This window comes from Bacillus sp. V33-4 (assembly GCF_002860225.1).
In the GTDB taxonomy this organism is placed as follows: domain Bacteria; phylum Bacillota; class Bacilli; order Bacillales; family Cytobacillaceae; genus Bacillus_BJ; species Bacillus_BJ canaveralius.
Map to the genome: position 1 here is coordinate 41,352 of NZ_PGVC01000054.1, position 18,552 is coordinate 59,903.

At 40.2% G+C, this 18,552-nt stretch carries 23 protein-coding genes and 1 pseudogene; 20 read left to right on the plus strand and 4 right to left on the minus strand.

What is annotated here, in order from left to right; translation table 11 throughout:
- Window positions 1–4 precede the first annotated feature (4 nt).
- The 11 genes and pseudogenes from CVD23_RS18215 (at window position 5) to CVD23_RS18255 (ending at window position 8,365) form a co-directional block, all read left to right on the plus strand.
- Entirely contained in the window at window positions 5–1,003 is a 999-nt protein-coding gene (locus CVD23_RS18215; protein WP_101666758.1) for an ABC transporter ATP-binding protein, read from the plus strand.
- 95 nt (window positions 1,004–1,098) lie between these two features.
- A complete protein-coding gene (locus CVD23_RS18220) occupies window positions 1,099–2,733 on the plus strand; it encodes a peptide ABC transporter substrate-binding protein (protein WP_101666759.1) in 1,635 nt (544 codons plus the stop codon).
- 67 nt (window positions 2,734–2,800) lie between these two features.
- Window positions 2,801–3,721 carry a S66 peptidase family protein gene (locus CVD23_RS18225; RefSeq protein ID WP_101666760.1) on the plus strand — a complete coding sequence of 307 codons (921 nt, stop codon included), beginning with the start codon at window positions 2,801–2,803 and terminating at the stop codon, window positions 3,719–3,721.
- Window positions 3,722–3,732: 11 nt separating this feature from the next.
- Window positions 3,733–3,870: a hypothetical protein gene (locus tag CVD23_RS22080; RefSeq protein WP_180955716.1), complete on the plus strand. Its 138-nt coding sequence runs from the start codon at window positions 3,733–3,735 to the stop codon at window positions 3,868–3,870.
- Window positions 3,861–4,286 (plus strand): annotated as a pseudogene (locus CVD23_RS18230) (enolase C-terminal domain-like protein); the annotation flags it as partial. The gene CVD23_RS22080 and the pseudogene CVD23_RS18230, both read left to right, overlap by 10 nt.
- Window positions 4,287–4,298: 12 nt before the next feature.
- A complete protein-coding gene (locus CVD23_RS18235; protein ID WP_101666761.1) occupies window positions 4,299–5,228 on the plus strand; it encodes a C40 family peptidase in 930 nt (309 codons plus the stop codon).
- A gap of 2 nt (window positions 5,229–5,230) precedes the next feature.
- Complete coding sequence (locus tag CVD23_RS18240; protein WP_101666762.1) at window positions 5,231–6,241, plus strand: ABC transporter ATP-binding protein; 1,011 nt, start codon at window positions 5,231–5,233, stop codon at window positions 6,239–6,241.
- Window positions 6,242–6,246: 5 nt separating this feature from the next.
- Window positions 6,247–6,480, plus strand: coding sequence for a hypothetical protein (locus CVD23_RS18245; protein WP_101578558.1), 234 nt, complete (start codon window positions 6,247–6,249; stop codon window positions 6,478–6,480).
- Window positions 6,481–6,629: 149 nt separating this feature from the next.
- Window positions 6,630–6,818, plus strand: a complete 189-nt coding sequence (locus tag CVD23_RS18250; protein ID WP_101666763.1) for a hypothetical protein — start codon at window positions 6,630–6,632, stop codon at window positions 6,816–6,818.
- A gap of 169 nt (window positions 6,819–6,987) precedes the next feature.
- Entirely contained in the window at window positions 6,988–7,125 is a 138-nt protein-coding gene (locus CVD23_RS21675; protein ID WP_308303494.1) for a lmo0937 family membrane protein, read from the plus strand.
- A gap of 250 nt (window positions 7,126–7,375) precedes the next feature.
- Window positions 7,376–8,365, plus strand: a complete 990-nt coding sequence (locus tag CVD23_RS18255; protein WP_101578560.1) for a 2-hydroxyacid dehydrogenase — start codon at window positions 7,376–7,378, stop codon at window positions 8,363–8,365.
- A gap of 109 nt (window positions 8,366–8,474) precedes the next feature.
- Here the strand turns inward: CVD23_RS18255 and CVD23_RS18260 are convergent, their stop codons facing one another.
- Window positions 8,475–9,845, minus strand: coding sequence for a sugar phosphate nucleotidyltransferase (locus CVD23_RS18260; protein WP_101666764.1), 1,371 nt, complete (start codon window positions 9,843–9,845; stop codon window positions 8,475–8,477).
- 517 nt (window positions 9,846–10,362) lie between these two features.
- On the opposite strand from CVD23_RS18260, the gene CVD23_RS18265 reads away from it, so the two are divergent.
- Window positions 10,363–10,698, plus strand: a complete 336-nt coding sequence (locus CVD23_RS18265) for a hypothetical protein (protein WP_101666765.1) — start codon at window positions 10,363–10,365, stop codon at window positions 10,696–10,698.
- Between the two features lie 158 nt (window positions 10,699–10,856).
- Window positions 10,857–11,069 carry a hypothetical protein gene (locus tag CVD23_RS18270; protein ID WP_101578563.1) on the plus strand — a complete coding sequence of 71 codons (213 nt, stop codon included), beginning with the start codon at window positions 10,857–10,859 and terminating at the stop codon, window positions 11,067–11,069.
- A gap of 474 nt (window positions 11,070–11,543) precedes the next feature.
- On the opposite strand, the gene CVD23_RS18275 is transcribed toward CVD23_RS18270, so the two are convergent.
- Entirely contained in the window at window positions 11,544–12,227 is a 684-nt protein-coding gene (locus tag CVD23_RS18275) for a hypothetical protein (RefSeq protein ID WP_101666766.1), read from the minus strand.
- Between the two features lie 192 nt (window positions 12,228–12,419).
- On the opposite strand from CVD23_RS18275, the gene CVD23_RS18280 reads away from it, so the two are divergent.
- Window positions 12,420–13,016: a hypothetical protein gene (locus CVD23_RS18280; protein ID WP_101578565.1), complete on the plus strand. Its 597-nt coding sequence runs from the start codon at window positions 12,420–12,422 to the stop codon at window positions 13,014–13,016.
- Window positions 13,017–13,397: 381 nt separating this feature from the next.
- Here CVD23_RS18280 and CVD23_RS18285 read toward each other — a convergent pair whose 3' ends face one another.
- Window positions 13,398–13,610, minus strand: coding sequence for a hypothetical protein (locus tag CVD23_RS18285; protein ID WP_101578566.1), 213 nt, complete (start codon window positions 13,608–13,610; stop codon window positions 13,398–13,400).
- A 282-nt stretch (window positions 13,611–13,892) separates the two neighbouring features.
- On the opposite strand from CVD23_RS18285, the gene CVD23_RS18290 reads away from it, so the two are divergent.
- Both CVD23_RS18290 and CVD23_RS22085 read left to right on the plus strand, forming a co-directional pair.
- Complete coding sequence (locus tag CVD23_RS18290) at window positions 13,893–14,123, plus strand: hypothetical protein (protein ID WP_101666767.1); 231 nt, start codon at window positions 13,893–13,895, stop codon at window positions 14,121–14,123.
- Between the two features lie 136 nt (window positions 14,124–14,259).
- Window positions 14,260–14,595 carry a hypothetical protein gene (locus CVD23_RS22085; RefSeq protein WP_180955717.1) on the plus strand — a complete coding sequence of 112 codons (336 nt, stop codon included), beginning with the start codon at window positions 14,260–14,262 and terminating at the stop codon, window positions 14,593–14,595.
- Window positions 14,596–14,969: 374 nt separating this feature from the next.
- Here the strand turns inward: CVD23_RS22085 and CVD23_RS18300 are convergent, their stop codons facing one another.
- Window positions 14,970–15,557, minus strand: coding sequence for a hypothetical protein (locus CVD23_RS18300; protein WP_101666768.1), 588 nt, complete (start codon window positions 15,555–15,557; stop codon window positions 14,970–14,972).
- A 185-nt stretch (window positions 15,558–15,742) separates the two neighbouring features.
- On the opposite strand from CVD23_RS18300, the gene CVD23_RS18305 reads away from it, so the two are divergent.
- The 4 genes from CVD23_RS18305 to CVD23_RS18320 all read left to right on the plus strand — a co-directional run bounded on the left by CVD23_RS18305 (window position 15,743) and on the right by CVD23_RS18320 (window position 18,291).
- Complete coding sequence (locus CVD23_RS18305) at window positions 15,743–16,432, plus strand: hypothetical protein (RefSeq protein WP_101578569.1); 690 nt, start codon at window positions 15,743–15,745, stop codon at window positions 16,430–16,432.
- 68 nt (window positions 16,433–16,500) lie between these two features.
- The gene (locus tag CVD23_RS18310; protein ID WP_101666769.1) at window positions 16,501–17,049 is read left to right on the plus strand and encodes a hypothetical protein; all 549 of its coding nucleotides are present in this window, start codon (window positions 16,501–16,503) and stop codon (window positions 17,047–17,049) included.
- Window positions 17,050–17,062: 13 nt separating this feature from the next.
- Window positions 17,063–17,383, plus strand: a complete 321-nt coding sequence (locus CVD23_RS18315; protein ID WP_101666770.1) for a hypothetical protein — start codon at window positions 17,063–17,065, stop codon at window positions 17,381–17,383.
- A 149-nt stretch (window positions 17,384–17,532) separates the two neighbouring features.
- The gene (locus CVD23_RS18320) at window positions 17,533–18,291 is read left to right on the plus strand and encodes an FkbM family methyltransferase (protein WP_180955718.1); all 759 of its coding nucleotides are present in this window, start codon (window positions 17,533–17,535) and stop codon (window positions 18,289–18,291) included.
- Window positions 18,292–18,552 lie beyond the last annotated feature (261 nt).

Consider the following 18,552-nt stretch of genomic DNA (forward strand, 5'->3'; position numbering starts at 1 on the left):
AGGTATGGAAAATGTACTTGAGGTAAAAGACCTCCACGTCACTTTCACTACATATGGCGGCACAGTTAAAGCAGTAAGAGGCGTTACTTTTGACCTCCATAAAGGCGAAACGCTTGCAATCGTCGGCGAATCGGGTTGTGGAAAAAGCGTAACGGCGCAAAGCATTATGCGCTTGATTCCAATCCCTCCCGGAAAAATCACGGCCGGTTCAATCCTCTTCAAAAGACAAGATTTAACTAAAATGAAGGAGCCGCAAATGAGAAATATTCGCGGTGCGGATATATCGATGATCTTTCAGGACCCAATGACAGCTCTTAATCCGACACTGACAATTGGCGACCAAATCATGGAGGGTATTATCCGCCATAACAACGTCTCAACTGTTGCGGCGAAAAAAACGGCTCTGGAGATGATGGACCTGGTGGGCATTCCAAGCCCCCACGTGCGGCTTAAGCAGTATCCCCACCAATTCAGCGGCGGAATGAGGCAGCGGATCATGATTGCGATGGCACTTGTCTGTCAGCCTAAGGTATTAATTGCAGATGAACCGACAACGGCTTTAGACGTAACGATACAGGCACAAATCCTTGAACTGTTTAAAGATATCCAACAAAAGACGGGAGTTTCGATTATCTTAATCACCCATGACCTTGGAGTCGTTGCCCAGGTTGCTGACAGGATTGCAGTCATGTATGCAGGGAAAATCGTCGAAGCAGGTACAAGGAGAAACATTTTCTATAATCCCCAGCATCCGTATACGAAGGGATTATTAAATTCGGTCCCACGTCTTGATCAGGCAGGAGCCGATTTAATTCCGATTCCCGGTTCACCGCCGGATTTATTCTCACCACCTGCGGGCTGTCCATTTGCGGCGCGCTGTGATTATGCGATGGAAGTGTGTGACAAAGTATATCCATTTCAAACCCGGTTAAACAGGGAACATCAAGTTGATTGCTGGCTCCAGGATGAGCGCGCGCGGAAGTTGCTCACGTCTGCCAGATAGAGAAACGCGAAGACGGTATTGTCTGTACGGAATCTCTATGTATATAGGGATTTCTCAAGCAGTTAATATAAACAAAACTGAAGGGGGCAGGCTTGATGAAATCATGTTTAAAGTTGTTTTTGACGGGATTGCTGTTGCTTGTTTTGACAGCGTGTACGGCCAATGAAAATGCCGGCGAGGGTCCAGGCGAAAAGAAAGACGGCGAAAGTAGCAAGAAAGCGAATGAAAAAGTATTATACATGAACAACGCAGAGGAGCCAACATCTTTTGACCCGCCGATCGGCTTTAACGCCGTTTCATGGAATTCCTTGAATAATTTACTGGAAGGATTAACCCGGTTAAGCCCTGATCATGAGCCGGAGGAAGCGACAGCTGAAAGCTGGGAAGTTTCAGACGATCGAAAAACGTACACGTTCCATATCCGGGAAAATGCAAAATGGTCAAACGGCGATAATGTTACGGCAGGTGATTTCGTGTTTGCCTGGAAGCGGCTCTTAGACCCTGAAACGGGTTCACAGGCTGCCTTTTTAGGCTATTTTATTGAAGGCGGTGAGGCTTTCAATAATGGAGAAGGTACTGCTGATGATGTGATGGTCAAAGCAGTTGATGAAAAAACCTTGGAGGTTACATTAACAAGTCCGCAAGCCTATTTTTTAAGCGTGATAACAAACCCGGCGTTTTTCCCTGTTAATGAAAAGGTGGCCACCGAAAATCCTGAATGGTTTTCAGAAGCGGAATCATTCGTAGGAAACGGTCCTTTTACACTTGCCGAGTGGCAGCATGATAACTACTTCCTGATGAAGAAAAATGACCAGTATTGGGATGCTGACAATGTTAAATTAGACAAAGTACATTGGGCAATGGTCAATGATACAAATACTGAGTATCAAATGTTCCAAACCGGAGAATTGGATACTTCTGATGTTCCGCCTGATTTAAGTGAAAAGCTGTATGCAGAAAATAAAGTGAAGGTGGACGACCAGGCAGGAGGTTATTTCTACCGCTTCAATGTTGGGCTCGAGCCTTTTCAAAATAAAAATATCCGCAAAGCCTTTGCACTCGCCGTTGATCAAAAGAAAATCGTGGATTTTGTAACGAAGAATAAAGAGAAACCGGCCTATGGCTTCGTATCGCCTGGATTTAAAGATCCGTCCGGGGCAGACTTCCGCAAGGTGAATGGCGACCTAATGAAGACCAATATTGAAGAAGCGAAAGAGCTTCTCGCAAAAGGAATGGAAGAAGAGGGATATGGCACTCTTCCTGAAGTCACCTTAACGTATAACACTAATGATATTCACCAAAAGATTGCCGAAGCACTCCAGCAAATGTTTAAAGAAAATCTCGGGGTAGATGTCAAGTTGGCGAATATGGAATCAAGCGTGTTTGCAGAGCAGCAGTCAGCACTAAAATTCCAGCTGTCCAGAAGTTCGTTCCTTGCCGACTATGCGGATCCAATCAATTTCCTTGAAAACTTCCAAACCGGACATTCGATGAACAGGACGGGATGGAGAAATGAAAAATATGATCAGTTGATTCAGGACGCCAAAAAAGAATCAGATGAAGAAAAGCGCTTTGAGCTCATGTACGAAGCTGAGAAGATGTTGATGGATGAAGCACCAATCTTCACGGTTCACTTCTATAACCAGCCACATCTTCAAAACGATGCGGTCACGGGAATCGTCCGCCATCCGGTTGGTTATCTGGAGTTAAAATGGGCGGATAAGAAATAGGCACAAATCTCATAAAAGGGGTGTTCACAGGAACACCCCTTTTATAAAAAAGTAGCTGGAGGCGAATATGATCATTAAACCAAAGCGACTGGACAAAGGAGATACCGTTGGTGTCATTGCTCCGGCCAGCCCTCCGAACGAGGAAAATTTACGGCGGGGCCTTTCCTTCCTTGAAGAGCTTGGATTGACCATTAAGCTAGGTAAGCACTTATTTAAAAGGAACGGCTATCTTGCAGGATCAGATCATGATAGATTGGAAGATTTGCATGCGATGTTTGCGGATCAGCAGGTAAAAGCAGTCTTTTGTGCATGCGGCGGCTACGGAACAGCCCGAATTGCAGACCAAATCAATTATCAAATCATTTCGGATAATCCTAAGGTTTTTTGGGGTTACAGTGATATTACTTTTTTACATGCCGCCATACACCAGCTCACAGGGCTCGTAACCTTTCATGGTCCAATGCTTGCATCCGATATTGGTAATGATGATTCGCATCCGGTATCGAGAGAGCTATTTCGCCAGTTGTTTCAACCTGAACTATTGAACTATTCGGAGCAGCATTCGCGCCTCAAAACGCTCGTTGCCGGAAGTGCACGCGGCCCACTTGTTGGCGGTAATTTATCCCTGCTTACCAGCACAATGGGAACTCCTTTTGAAGTTGATACAAAGGGTAAGCTTTTGCTGATCGAGGATATAAATGAAGAACCGCGCTCGATAGACAGAATGCTGAACCAGCTCAAGATGGCTGGAAAACTGGATGATGCCGCAGGCTTTATAGTCGGAGATTTTAAAAATTGCCTTCCCGAGAGAGAAGATTCGCTGACTCTCGAAGAGGTAGTCAATCATTATATCGCGGCCGCAGGTAAACCGGCATTGTCAGGATTTATGATCGGACACTGCTCCCCTAATCTATCGCTTCCACTTGGGTGTACGGCCCACATGGATGCAGATCAAAAAAAACTGTCAATCGAGAGTGGAATCCAGTAAGGGGGTTCGTTATGAAAATAGAACATTTGCAAACTTATCGCGCAGCAGTACCGCTTGTGAAGCCATTTAAAACAGCGTTGCGCACGGTGGAAACAGCTGAAACAATCGTCGTCAAGGTTACTTGTGTTGAGCTACTTAGCAGCCTGTAAAAGCAGTAGATATCGCCGGGTTAAAACAAGTAACTGATACCGCCGATACGCCGATTATGGCCGACGAAAGTGTTTTTTCGCCAAGGCAGGCGTTCGAAGTTATCAAAACAAGAAGTGCTGATTTGCTCAATATTAAGCTGATGAAAGCGGGCGGAATTTATAAGGCGCAGATCATCAATCAATTGGCAGAAGTTTGCGGAATTGAATGCATGGTCGGAAGTATGATTGAAACACGGATCGGCATAAGTGCTGCCGCTCATTTTGCCGCCAGCAAAGCCAATATTACCCGTTTGGATTTTGATGCACCGCTGATGCTTGCTAAAGATATCGTTGAAGGCGGCATTGTATACAACATAAATAAAATTACTTTTTCAAAAGAACCTGGCCTGGGCATTCGTAATGTCCTGGTAAATTAAGGAGGAGTTATAATGGCGGATCAAACAAAGCGGATCGTTAATGTATCTGTTGCAAATGTTTGGACCTCGTACGATTCAGCAAGGCCGATTGACGAAGCTGTTACTACAAACCCTGTAGATCTTGGATCATGGCTCAACGGGCTTACGTATGACACCCGGCTGGAATTATGCAGTTCGAATCTTTTGCAGACACAGGTATTATTTGGGGAAGAGGTCATCGTTACTGGAACAAACGGGCACTGGGCTGAAGTCATTGTTCCTGGCCAGCCTGCCTTGAAAAATAAGGACGGTTATCCGGGCTGGATACCGATAACACAACTAACTGAGTATGGAGATTGGAATATAACTGACAGTGAGGTTGCTGTCATTACAAGTAAACAAGCCGTGCTCAGGCCGGTTAACTCTGACTTTGAACTAGTATTAAGCTATCAAACGATTCTTCCTGTTCAAGAAAATTCCCGTGATACTCTGAAAGTAAAATCTCCTCTTGGCAGCGCGTTGTTGAAACATGAAGATACTGCGATCTACGAGTCTTATCAACATATTCCGAAAGGAACCGGGACAGATCTTGTCAGAGCAGGTGAAAAGTTTGTTGGCCTCCCTTATTTGTGGGGAGGATTGAGCAGTTACGGTTATGATTGTTCAGGTTTCAGCTATTCGATGTGCAAAGCGATTGGCGCAATCATTCCGCGTGATGCATCATACCAGGCGGAAACAGGAAAAGAGATAAGTTTGTCAGCAATCGAGCCGGGTGATTTATTGTTTTTTGCCTACCAGGAAGGAAAAGGGCATATCCACCATGTCGGCATTTATTATGGCAATGGACAACTGCTGCACTCACCGAAAACGGGAAAAGAAATAGAAATTATCCCTATTGCCGGTACCATATATGAAAAAGAGCTATGTGCAGCACGGCGTTACTGGCAGGAGAGGGAGGAGTAAGCATGATTGAAAAAGCTTTGCTGGAAGTAAATCGATTAAAGAAATATTTTTACCTTGGCAGAGGGGAAACTTTAAAAGCTGTAGACGATGTTTCTTTCCAAATTTATAAAGGAGAAACATTCGGAATTGTTGGCGAATCGGGATGCGGAAAATCGACGGCTGGAAGAACGATTATCGGCCTTTATGATGTTAGCGGCGGAGAGGTCAAATACGATGGGAAAAACGTCCATACCTTAAATGAAAAGGAGAAGTTTGCGTTTCATCGTAAAATGCAGATGATTTTCCAGGATCCATACGCATCATTAAATCCGCGTTCGACGGTCAGGGAGATTATTTCCGAGCCGATGGAGGTGCACGGCTTACACCGTAATAAACAAGAGAAGCTGATGAAGGTGTACCAATTGTTAGAAGATGTTGGCTTGAACAGGGACCATGCAAACCGCTATCCGCACGAGTTCAGCGGCGGCCAGCGCCAACGAATTGGGATTGCCCGCGCGCTTGCCCTTGATCCGGAATTCATTATTGCTGACGAACCGATTTCTGCTCTTGATGTCTCCGTACAGGCCCAGGTTGTGAACCTGTTGAAAAGGCTGCAAAAGGAAAAGGGGCTGACCTTTTTATTTATTGCCCATGACCTTTCGATGGTCAAACAAATCAGTGATCGGATTGCCGTCATGTATTTAGGAAACCTCGTAGAGCTGACAGCAAGCAGCCAATTATACGAAAAACCGCTCCATCCCTATACACAAGCATTGTTATCGGCAATTCCGATTCCCGATCCGGATATCGAAGATCAGCGGGAACGCATTATTTTGCAAGGAGAGCTCCCAAGTCCAATCAATCCGCCGAGCGGCTGTGTGTTCCGAACTAGATGCGCTTATGCGATGCAGGTTTGTGCGGAATTGAAACCTGAATGGCAAGAAATTGAGGCCAATCACTTTGTGGCTTGCCATTTATACAACAAGCAGATAACAGGGAAACCTGCCCCCAGGCAAGTTGCCGCATCGAGGTAAGGGCAATGGATTTCTTTGATTTTGCTAATCGAGTAAGATCGCTGTTAAACGAATGTGATGCGCGGGTCAGTGTTATGATTGAAGCAGATCCCAGACTTGAGCATGACTGTACGATTATTTCCTATAAAGGAAAGAAAGCTTATGCGGCAGTATTGACCGACGGCCTGGAAAATCAGCTAACTGGAAGAAATTTAACCGTTCAAATTGGAAAGATGCTCTGTGACTATATCACAATATAACAACTCCTCTTCTCAAGTAGAGGGGTTTTAAGTGTTTGCTGTGATTTTTTTCAACAAGATTCTTTGAATAGTTGTGTTTCATCAAAAAGGTTTACTATTGGTAAGTATCTAATTATTATTGTAGTAAAGAAGATTCATGGGGGGAAGACATGACTTTTGCAATAGTATTAGTTATCATTATTATCATTATAGCGATTATCTCGACATTGCTGCTAACCGGAAAAAGTGATCAAGAGTATTCATCTTCTTCAAAAAGAAATACAGTTAATCTGACGATGATTTATGTAGTGGTAATATTGCTATCACTTATCGGTCTCGCTGTTTATATAGTGGTATAGCTCGAGGCTATTTTCCATGGCTCAAGCCTGAAAAGGTCAACAGCCTTCTATGCCGATTCATGCAATGAGCACACATTCAATGGAATGGCTCCTGTTTGGCGACTTACTATTTAGGGTAATCTTACAATATGGATGATTTAAATAGAAAGGGTGACTGATCGTGATTGGTATGATTATCGGTGTTTTAATTGCACTTTGGGTCCTTGGATTGATTTTTGACATTGCTGGCGGGCTTATTCACATTCTGCTTGTAGTTGCCGCAATCGTTATTATCTACAAAGTGATTAAAGGACGCGCGACGCACTAACACTATAAAACCATGAACTCCTCCAGTGCGGGGAGTTTTTTATTTTAAAAAAACTTTGTTTTGCTTAATCGTAAATCTACAATTCACTTCTTTTTGTTTGGAAGCAGGTTTTCCGCTAGTAATAGAGAATTACATTGTTATCGTTGAAATGGATGACGTACAGCCATCTTGGCAATTGTTCTCCTGCTAAGATAACCTGATCATTCGGTGTATTGGGAAAGTTTTTTTGATAGAAAGGTGGATGTTGCAGGTGACAGCCAAAATATATGTAACTAGAAAGCTGCCCGAACAAATTATATCCAAACTGCAAATTTCATACGAGGTTCGAATGTGGGCAAAAGAAAACGTGCCGGTACCCCGTGAAGTGTTGAAAAAAGAAATTTCGATGGCAGACGGGCTTTTGTGCTTAATAACGGAATCGATTGATGAAGACCTGTTACAGATTGCAGAAAACTTAAAGGTCATCAGCAATATGGCAGTTGGCTATAACAATATTGATGTGGAAGCTGCTTCAAAACGCGGGATTCGTGTTACCAATACCCCTGGGGTCTTAACGGAAACAACAGCTGATTTGACCTTCGCGCTTCTAATGGCTACCGCAAGAAGAGTGGTCGAATCCTCGAATTACCTTCGTGAGGGGAAGTGGGACACATGGTCTCCGATGCTATTAACAGGGCAGGATATTTACGGGGCAACTATAGGAATTGTTGGACTGGGGCGAATCGGTGAAGCAGTTGCAAAACGGGCGAAGGGCTTTGATATGAATATCCTATACTATAATCGAAGCAGAAAACCGCATGCCGAGAAAGAGCTTGGGATCAGATATACGGAGCTCAATGAACTGCTGAAAGTTTCCGATTTTATCTGCATCATGACCCCGTATACTCCTGAAACGGTCAATTTAATCGGTAAGGAGCAATTGCAATTGATGAAGAAAACCGCGATTGTTATAAATACAGCGAGAGGTGGAATTGTCAATGAAACGGCCCTATACGAAGCTCTAAAAGATGGCCAGATATGGGGGGCGGGACTTGATGTGTTTACAGAGGAGCCGGTCGACCTGGACCATCCGCTCCTGTCACTTGCGAATGTTGTTGCTCTGCCCCATATTGGGAGTGCCAGCATTAAAACAAGAATGAAAATGGCTAATCTTGCTGCTGATAATTTACTTGAGGCGTTAGCAGGAAACACTCCTTCCTGTCTCGTCAATGGACCACAGCTTGACACTTACAGGAAATGAAGAAAAGGGGTTCACCCAAGGTGATTATTCGTTTCGCTTGGGTCAACCCCCTTCGTTCACACAGGTTAAAAATACCAAGATTGATAGGCGCATCTGGTCAGATTAACCATTATTCTGTTTCAATTTCTGACCATTCCATTGGAAAACGAATGATGTCCGCTTCGCTTAGTTCACTGCCCATTTGCACCTCAATGAATTGTAATTCAGTGATGGCTTTAAGCGCGTGTTTAGTGCAAGCAGGAATCGTAATCACAGTTCCAGGCTTCATGTGTGTTAACTGTCCATCTAAGATACATTCCCCTTCACCTTCTGTTATCGTCCAGATTTCCTGTCGCTTCAAATGTAGCTGGTAGCTGAGGTTTTTTCCCTGGAAGATACTTATTTTTTTTGTTAGAACTTCTGCGCCATTTCTCAGTTTATGAAAATCTAAAACTCGATAATGACCCCAATGCTTCTCTTCATACATGGGACGCTGACAAAAGTCTTTAGTTAACTCTTTTATCCGACCGGAAGCAGCTTTATCCGCAACAAGTATACCATCTGAACTTGCTACTATTACACTATTGGAAATACCCGCAACAACGACAGGAAGATCGAGTTCATTTATTAAATGAGTGTTTATTGAATTGTTGTCAATAACTCCTTTTCCTACCGTATCCGTATTCATAATGCCTGTTATCGTATTCCATGTTCCCAAGTCCCGCCACTTTCCCTTATACGGGACGACAACAATGTGATTCGTTTTTTCCACTACTTCGTAATCAAAACTATTTTTTGGAATATCAGAATACTGACTAATTAGTTGTTCGAAATTGCAGGGAATTCCATTATCGGCCAGGTACTGGATCAAATATCCCAGCTTGAAGGCAAATACACCGCAGTTCCAATAAGCTCCCTGCTTAATTAGTTTTTTTGCTGTATCACGGTCAGGTTTTTCAATAAAAAAGTCGACCTCATCATAAGTTCCGGTGTTACATAGCGATTCATGATTCGGTGCAGGAACAATGTAACCATACTGATCGGAAGGGAAGGTGGGTTTTACGCCGAGAAGAGCGAGAGAAGCATTTGAATCTGTTAATGCATGACCAAACTTCTTTATGGCCTCAAGAAATGAATCTTCGACATAAGCATCGACAGGTAGTACACATACAATTTCGTCTAAGCTTAGTTTTTCAATGGAATGAAGGTAAGCTGCAGCTAATGCTATCGCGGGAAACGTATCTCTGCGGTCAGGTTCAATGATAAGAGGAGGAATATTCTCAATTTGGCTTTGAATAAAATCTGTTTGCGACTTACCCGTGGCAATATAAGATGATTCCGTTAAACCAGCCTGTTGTAATTGCCGCCATATTCGCTGGATCATTGATTCTTCTACTCCGTTGTCATTAAACATCATCTTCAAAAACTGTTTAGACCTTGAACCATTTGATAACGGCCATAGTCTTTGTCCTGATCCTCCAGATAGTAAAATAATTTTCATCTTTCATCCACTTTCTAAAATATTTTCAGTGGGGAAATAGCGATAATTCGGGCAACGATGTGGTGAGATAGATTGTGATTTGTATTTTCCCCTTATAAGTTTATAAGTATCGAAAAGTTAAAACATTTAATTCCTTAGCAAATCAACTAATCATATTTTTCGTTAGATTCTAATCTTTGTTGTCATTGCCAGCAGTGTTTTATTATATGCACCAAAGAATTGGCTGTGTTTGGCCAAAATTAATGCCGGTGTACTTATGTCTTTTTAATTTTATCGGCATCTGAATATGTAATATCTAGATTTGCAATTTATTTAATGACTTGTAGTCGATGAACTAAAATAGACTCAATGCATATCATGCTTAGAGGTACTTCGGGGTGAATCAAATCACACCGGGCTTGGAACAGTAAACCATTTTCTTAACTGGTAGGTTTTTAGCCCATACACAATTTTATCCGTATTAATATAATAAATTAACCCTGACATACTCAGGAATTTCGATAAAAGGAGGATAACCATGGGTTACGGTAAAAAAAGCTATTTCCATGATGATGACTGGGGTCACAAAAAAGATTGCGGCCATAAAAAAGATCATGACTGTGGCTGCAAAGACGATGATGACAAATGCAAAATTAAAAGTTGCATCTGTAAAGAGTTTCGTCGTATAACGCCGGGAACAACTGTATTTCTAACCATAGATGGCGTGCCTTCGGGACCTTATGTTTTTGCTAAGTTCTGTAAGGATGATCATTGTGTTACTCTGATAACAGGAGCAGGCATTACCCCATCAGGCGCTGTATTTATTGTCGACTGTTTTCGAATCGATGCATTTGCATTCCCTCCAACCGTATAAAGAAAATATATATATATTTTTTTTAATCCATCAGGCTGCTGCAGCCTGATTTTTTTGTGTAATACCCAATCAAGTTATAGATTTTTTTCATATTATAAATTATCCCTTCTGTTAAGAGCATAAAAGCAAGGGTGGACAAGTTATAGGAGGTGTGAAAAATGGGCTGTTATAGTTCAAACGGATGCGCCTGCGATGTACTGCGTAAGACCGCTCCAGGAACAGGTGTCACATTAGGATTTAATGGTGTATCGTTGCCTGTTATTAATGCGAATTTTTGCAAAGGCAATCATTGCGCAACATTCGTCAGCAGTACAGGTACTGTTACAATCGCTGATTGTAGAAAAATAAATTTTGTTGCGTTTAGTCCGTAATAATGCCTGGAATGCAACTGCGCGCACAACTCTTTCTCTAAACTTAATATCTGCCTGCCTGAGTTTGGTCCGAAGGCCTGATGATGCATTGGTGGTCGAATCATAAGAAAGCTTCTAACCCTCGTTTCGTTTGCTGAGATGAGCCATCCGGATCTAACCTGGCAAATTTCCTTGTTTTGTAATTCTCTGAATGTTTCTTATATGTAAGTTTTACTTTCGTAATTAGCTTGTGTACCAAGATCAGTGTCCATTTCGCAACAAATTTTGTACTCGAGTAAATTTTCACAATGTATTAAGGTAAAACCGAAAAACGAATGAAGTTGTCTCAATAAACAGAGAATGCCGTAGGAAACGAAAAAACTATCTTAATTTTAAAAACTGTTCGTTTTTCAATTAAAGGATTGCTTTATGAAATTCATTCACTTATAGAAAAAGAGAGGAACTATTCCTCTCTTTTTACTGCTTTACTCTTCATCAATCAGTATGGTATTCATATTCATATTCGTCGCCCGGGAAGACGCTGTTGCACTGTTTCGGAATTTTTGGAGCTGGACACTGTTCCGTCAGGATATCTCTCGGCAGGCAGAATGCAGCATATAGCTCTAGCGTTACATCCGTCACCGATTGAATGCTCTGGCAAACATTCAGGGTGAGGTCTACACTTAATAACTCATCTTTTTCATCGTCAGAATTTAACCTTACTGTACAATCACTATCGGCAAGTTTTACAACTAATCTTGTTCCACGGGGGGCACATAGGAATAAAGACTCCGACATTTCTATCGTGATCGGCTTCGATACTTCTACAAAAGGAACTTTGTCAATAATTCCGCTAAACTCTATAACTAGGCATAGCTTTTTGGTAAACGTGACCCTCTGTAACTCAACCAGATCTTTGTCAATGATGAAAGGACGGTCGTCTCTCTTACCAGTTTCCTCTATCTTGATTTCAGAATTATAGGCTAGAGGATAACCGGTCTTAGGATCTACCAAAATACAACGCGTTTTTAAGTTTCTTGCCTTGCATACATCGGTATCTAAATGGAGAGCATCCGCGGGCACGCATTTTGATATTGCAGACTGTAAAATCACCCAATCATAAACTTTTACGGTATTTATACACAAAAGCTCATCGTCATACTCAGCAGAGTTTTCCATATGATCAACTCCTTACTTCTATTTGAATTTCGATATAGTACAAAATATGGCAACCTCTCCTTATGAGTGACATGTTTCTAATCAAAATCAGGAAAATGGGCTGATATACTATGCTTTACTAATAACTTTTGTCACGGCCCTAAACTGAAAACATACAATACTCTATAAAAGTTTAAACGGAGGGAAAGATATATGTCCAAACACTATGATCAAGATGAGATCGACAAGATGCTACATCAAATAAAAACGTACAAAAAAATAATTGTAAGCTATCAGGAAAATGATGCAACCCAGGATTATCTGGATATGAAAAAAAAATTAACAAGTTTAATGAAGGAGCGACAGCTCGAACAAAAGAGATATGAAAAATTATTGAAACAGCTGCAAACCAACTCAGAGAAACTCGAGGCGAACGAGAAAAAATACGAAGAGTTAACACACTCATACGAACAGAAGCAACAAGAGCATGAAGAGATCAAAGCAATGTATGAGAAGCAAAAACAAGAATATGAGGAGACCAAAGCATCCTATGAAATGCAGAAGCAAGAATATGAACAGTTTAAGGCAACTTCTGACCAGCAGAAAACCGGTGTTAGCCTTCCGGACCATATTGATACGGAAGAAATTACGGCTCCATCGGAAACAGACGGACCCAATATGGTTGAGGATAAATGGCCAAAAAAGCAGATGCGAACTCCGCTGGATTTAACCAGAATGTCTCGACAGAATGGGATGCAAACAGCAAAGCAGATCACTTTCAGAGACATTCAAAGTAACCTTGAAAATTGAAAAATATAAAATATTGACTGGGATATTGATCCGCCTGCCACTGACAGGATGGGTGGGAGAATCGAAGGGAAATGATCATAAATTTCGATTCCTCCATCCATTTTTATATTTTATGAACTTGCTTATTAATTCAGCAAAGATCACCAGTGAAGCCATTCATGTAACAAGGACTCGTTTGCCAGCTTGTTATGATCCTCAATAACATATAACGGCAAATAAAGCTACCTTTCTGAATAAGGTAGCTTAAAAGACTATAAAACTGAGCATGAGCATAAACTTTCGACAATTAAGTTAATGCTTTTAGGTACCAAAAGTGAACACCAATTTATAGTTCAGAATTCCTGCCAGTACCCAACATGACTACACGGCACATTAATACAATCAATAGCTATCGTAATAATCATCTTTAACAAATTTGCAAATCAATTTCTTCTTTTTTGGTTTATGCTTTGAACATTTCTTTTTCGGTTCATCATAATCCTCATCATAGTCTTCATCGTATTCGTATTCATCGTCCCAATCTTCATAATGCTTTTCAGAACATGGACAACTGTATTTTTTCTTTCTGGATACTTCATATTTATCAAACCACATTTGATTTCACCTCCTGTTTTGTATACTTTACCGTACGCAGTTGATGTACAGGCTGAAACGGCATTCATCATGATTGCAAATACCTATTTTTATTGATTATTAAACTAATTGAATTTATCAGAAGAAAAACGTTAATGTGAAGAGTTTAAACGTATATAGAAACATTTTATCTATTTGAAATCCTAAATTAAAAAATGAGCTATTTCCTTAGTGATAACAGCCGCTTCGGCTTGTACACCTCCTGCGTATCTTGAAGTATACACAACAGGGAGGTGAAAGCATATGTGGTATGAAGATGATAAGCATGATAAGAAAGACTACGACGACGACGACTACGACAAAAAACACCACTATGATTACGACAAGAAACACTACGACGTAAAGTATTTTGACTTGGAAGTATATTTTGACCATGATCATGACTATCCTTGCAAACCGAAAAAGAAATATCCAAAACGAAAAAAGAAGCTGATTTGCAAGTTTGTTAAAGATGATCATTACGACACTGATTGAATGTAAGTAGTGGCAACAATCGAAACTCATGTACAACCAAGCAGCTAACAACTTCATTCAGGATTGTGTGTTTTCGTCGGTGTGGAAATATTCAAGGGATATCTTAAATTTATGAAAAAAGGGGAAGTGAATTTATATGTGTTATGACGATCATAAGTATTATGATTGCGATTGCGATAAAAAACATTATGATAAGTATGACGATTATGATAAGAAATCTTATGATGACTACGATAAGAAATCTTATGATGGCTATGATGATTACGATAAAAAAGAATATGACGACTACGATAAAAAATACTATGATAAGAAACATGATGACAAGAAACATTATTACGTGAAGCATTTCGATGTCGAATTGTATGTGGAGAAAGATCATCACTATCCATGTAAACCGAAAAAGAAACATCCAAAACGAAAGAAGAAGCTGATTTGCAAATTTATTAAAGACGATCACTACGACGGTGATTGAATTTATTTAAGGCATCACTAGAATGTCCTATGCAAATGTTTTATTCTAACAATTTGGATTTGCGGACTGTAGTGTTCATACTGTGAATCCATCGCTGGTGTCTCGGGATGCTCCTTATGCTAATGGCAATTTTACGCTGGGACTATAATCCAGTCATAAACTGCCTAGGTTTCGCTCATGCTCAGTTTTATACTCCTTATCAAAAGCTACCTTTGTCATGGGGGTAGCTTTTTCTTTGCAATAGAAATATGTAATAGATGGCTGGAGGATTGTTATGAATTTAATCTTTACTTCGCTATACAGCCATCCATTTATTGAAGAAGCGAATTCTCATGCACAGAATGGTAAATTGATTTGATTTAAACTTCATTTGTTTATTTACATTTTATTTGTTGCAGATTGCGCTGAATGTCCCTGAAGGTTACCCGCTTTGGAGTAATGGTTTGCATTTCATTTTGTTTTGACATCCTTACTAGATCAAGCGGAGTGTGCAAATGTTTTTTTGGTCGTTGTTCCGCATCCGTATTCTGTCTTTGTAGTTCGGCTGAAGACGTCTTGTCTTCTTCAGTATCAATTTGCTGTTGACGGCGAACAACGTTATTCTGCTGTTCAAAAGTAGTCTTTAACTGTTGATATTCTTTTTTCTGGTTTTCATAGGCTGCTTTTAATTCATCATACTTTTTTTCTTTTGCCTCAATCTTACGTTCGAATTTTTCTTTTAATTCATCGTATTTTTCTTCAGTCGACTTGAGTTTTTCTGAATTGGATTTGAACTTTTTCATTAACTCTTTGTATCTCTGTTGGTCAAGTTCTCTTTCCTTCATTTCACTTTCTAATTTTTTTCTAGTATCTAAATACTCCTGGGTTGTGTCATTTTCCTGATAGCTTTTAATTATTTTTTTGTACGTTTTTAATTGGTACAACAATTTATCGATATCATCTTGCACATGCTGTTTGGACATACACCTTTCCCCCGTTAGTTCATTTTATAATGTATTGTATGTTTTTTTTTTGGGCCTGTGACAGTAGTTATTCGCGTAGTATGGTATAACAGCCCATTTTCCTGATTTTGAATAGAAACATGTCACTCAAAGGGAATGCCAGCGTATTTTGTACTATATCGAAAATAAGATAAGGAGTAGATCATATGCAAAATCCTGCTGAGCATGACGATGAACTTTTGTGTATAAATACTGAAAAAGTTTATGATTGGGTGATATTACAGTCTGCGATGTCAAAATGCGTTCCCGCAGATGCTCTCCATTTAGATACCGATGTATGCAAGGCAAGAAATTTAAAAACGCGTTGTATTTTGGTAGATCCTAAAACCGGTCATCCACTAGGCTACAATTCTGGGATCAAAGTAGAGGAAATTGGTGAGAGAGACGACCGTCCTTTTATCATTGGTAAAGACCTGGTTGAACTGCAGCGAGTTACTTTCACTAAGAAGTTGTGCGCTGTTATTGAGTTTAGCGGAATCATTGGCAAGACTCCATTTGTGGAAATATCCAAGCCAATCACGATAGAAATGTCGGAGTCTCTCTTCCTTTGTGCACCAAAGGGGACACGACTAATGGTGAAACTTGCCGATAGTGAATGTACTGTAAGGTTGGATTGCGACGATAAAAAGGATGAATTATTAGGTGTAGACCTTACTTTAAATGTATGCCAGAGCATTCAAACGGTTGCGGATGTAACTGTAGAGTTATTTGCAGCCTTCTGTCAACCAAGAGATATCCTGACGGAGCAGTGTCCAACACCAAAGATTCCGAAACAGTGCAATATCGTCTTCCCTGGCGATGAATGCGAATATGAATATGAATACAGTAATGAGTAATCAAGGTATAGCATAATGTAGAGAGAGGATGATTTCCTCTCTTTATTTTTTATGCAAAGGTGGTGTTAATGATAAACGAACTGGTTAATGAATTGGAAAGCAAGATAAACCTCATGAAAGGCGAGAGTGAAGCATTTAAGGCAAAGGTCAGAGAATTATTATCAGTAAAAAGATCTTCGGCAAAACGGCTCTTGCCTTTTTTCAGTTATTCCATTATTTTAGATAACAACGCAAACGGAAAGCATACAATATATGGTAACTTTAATATTATAAATCACTCCCCATCCCCTCTCTATAATCCTAAATTCGTACTTAAAATAAAATCGGATCATGCATTTGACTTTTCGGGTAAATACATCATGCCAACTCAGCATATAAAGATCGAAAATTTCCAATGGAAGCTTGTGGAGAATAAAAACGAAAATGAAGCTATGGAATATTGGTTTACACCCACTGGGGCAGAACAAATTGATCCCGACCAGACCTTGTCTTTTTCCAACTTTCAGATCCGTTTTCAAAATGAAGCCAGCGGCTACATAAATGTGGAAGGACATGTTTACGTGAGGGATATAAACGAAGGGATGCCGTCTTTGAATTCGATAAATATAAGCTTCTAAGAGGAGGGATATTTTGTTTTCTTCAGACCATGAAGAAATAAGGAAACTCATTGAAGCGTTGCTTAAGCAATATATGGAAAATGCCAACAAAGACTCTATCAGCATCCCTACTGCACAGACGGTAATAAATTTCGACAATAGTGGAATAGTCACTTATTTATTGCTGTACCTAATGCTAAACCATAGCATATCTGGCGGAAATTCTTCTAAACAATCCGCAGAACAAGAGAATCCGATGATTAAACAGTTGAAAAAACTAATTAATGATGTTGACCGGTTGCGACAGGCAAATAAAAATTTCTATGATGAGCTTTTAAACATCAACGAGCAGTAATCATAAGTAACATAAGTTGCATCGATCATTACCGGCTGCTCAGGATATGCCACTGTTATAAATTTAATCAGTGATCAACAAAAATGACTTTATTCAGAAACTTCTGGGTCCGAAAACTAGCATATAGCAACAAGGGAGGCAACAATATTATGGAAAGACCGATCATTTATATAGGTGATAACACCATTTTAACAAAATTAATCTATACCCCTGTAATTTATTTAGATCCAAGAGATATTGTGCAGGCTCATATTATGTTACATGGTTTTTGGGAGCATGGGCTTACATCTAACTTTTTTCAAACTGTTAAGCCAGGGATGAAAGTTTTGGATATTGGAGCACATTGTGGTTACTATACTCTTCTCGCAAGTTTATTGACTGGTCCTACCGGAGAAGTGCATGCTTTTGAAGCTAACCCTGCCCACTTTGATAATTTAAGGAGAAGTTTGTTAATAAATGGTTACAACCATGCTACAATCCATCAAGTAGGGTTATCCAACAAAAACGAAGAAGTTATTCTATACGTTCCGGACGGCGGGGGGGCCACCATCATCAACCCGGGATCTCAGTATCAAAAAGAGGTGAAAATGAAAACAGTTGTTTTTTCAGAATATTTCCCACCACAACAAGTTGATGTGATGAAGATTGATATTGATGGATCCGAGCCTCTTATCATGGATGATGTCATAAAAATTGTAGATGAAAGTGATAACATTCAAATCTTTTTAGAGTACGCACCGACTCTCTGGGTTGGCCATGATCCAAAAGTTAGCCTGCAAAAGTTCGCTGATCGGGGATTCAATTTTTATAAGGTTGCTCATACCGGAGTTCTGGAGCCAACCACTGTCGAAGAAGTAGTGGCATTTCCAGGCCCCATCCATATAGATTTGAAACTGACGAGAAACTAAAAAAACGGAGTTCGGATATATTAAAAATAACGAGTTCTCTTTTTATATTTTTCCAGATTTCTAGTATTAAAGAATTAAATACTTATAGTATGAAAAAAACCCTCGTACCAGAGGGTTTTTTCTATTGGTACAAAAACTTACCTTGGCGAATATATAGCTCTACTGGGTTTCAAAAGTGGGTTCTTTTTAAAAGAGGCGGAAATTACTGAAATATTGTGGGTAAAAAATGGCGTTTATCATGACATGTTTTGAGAGAAATTT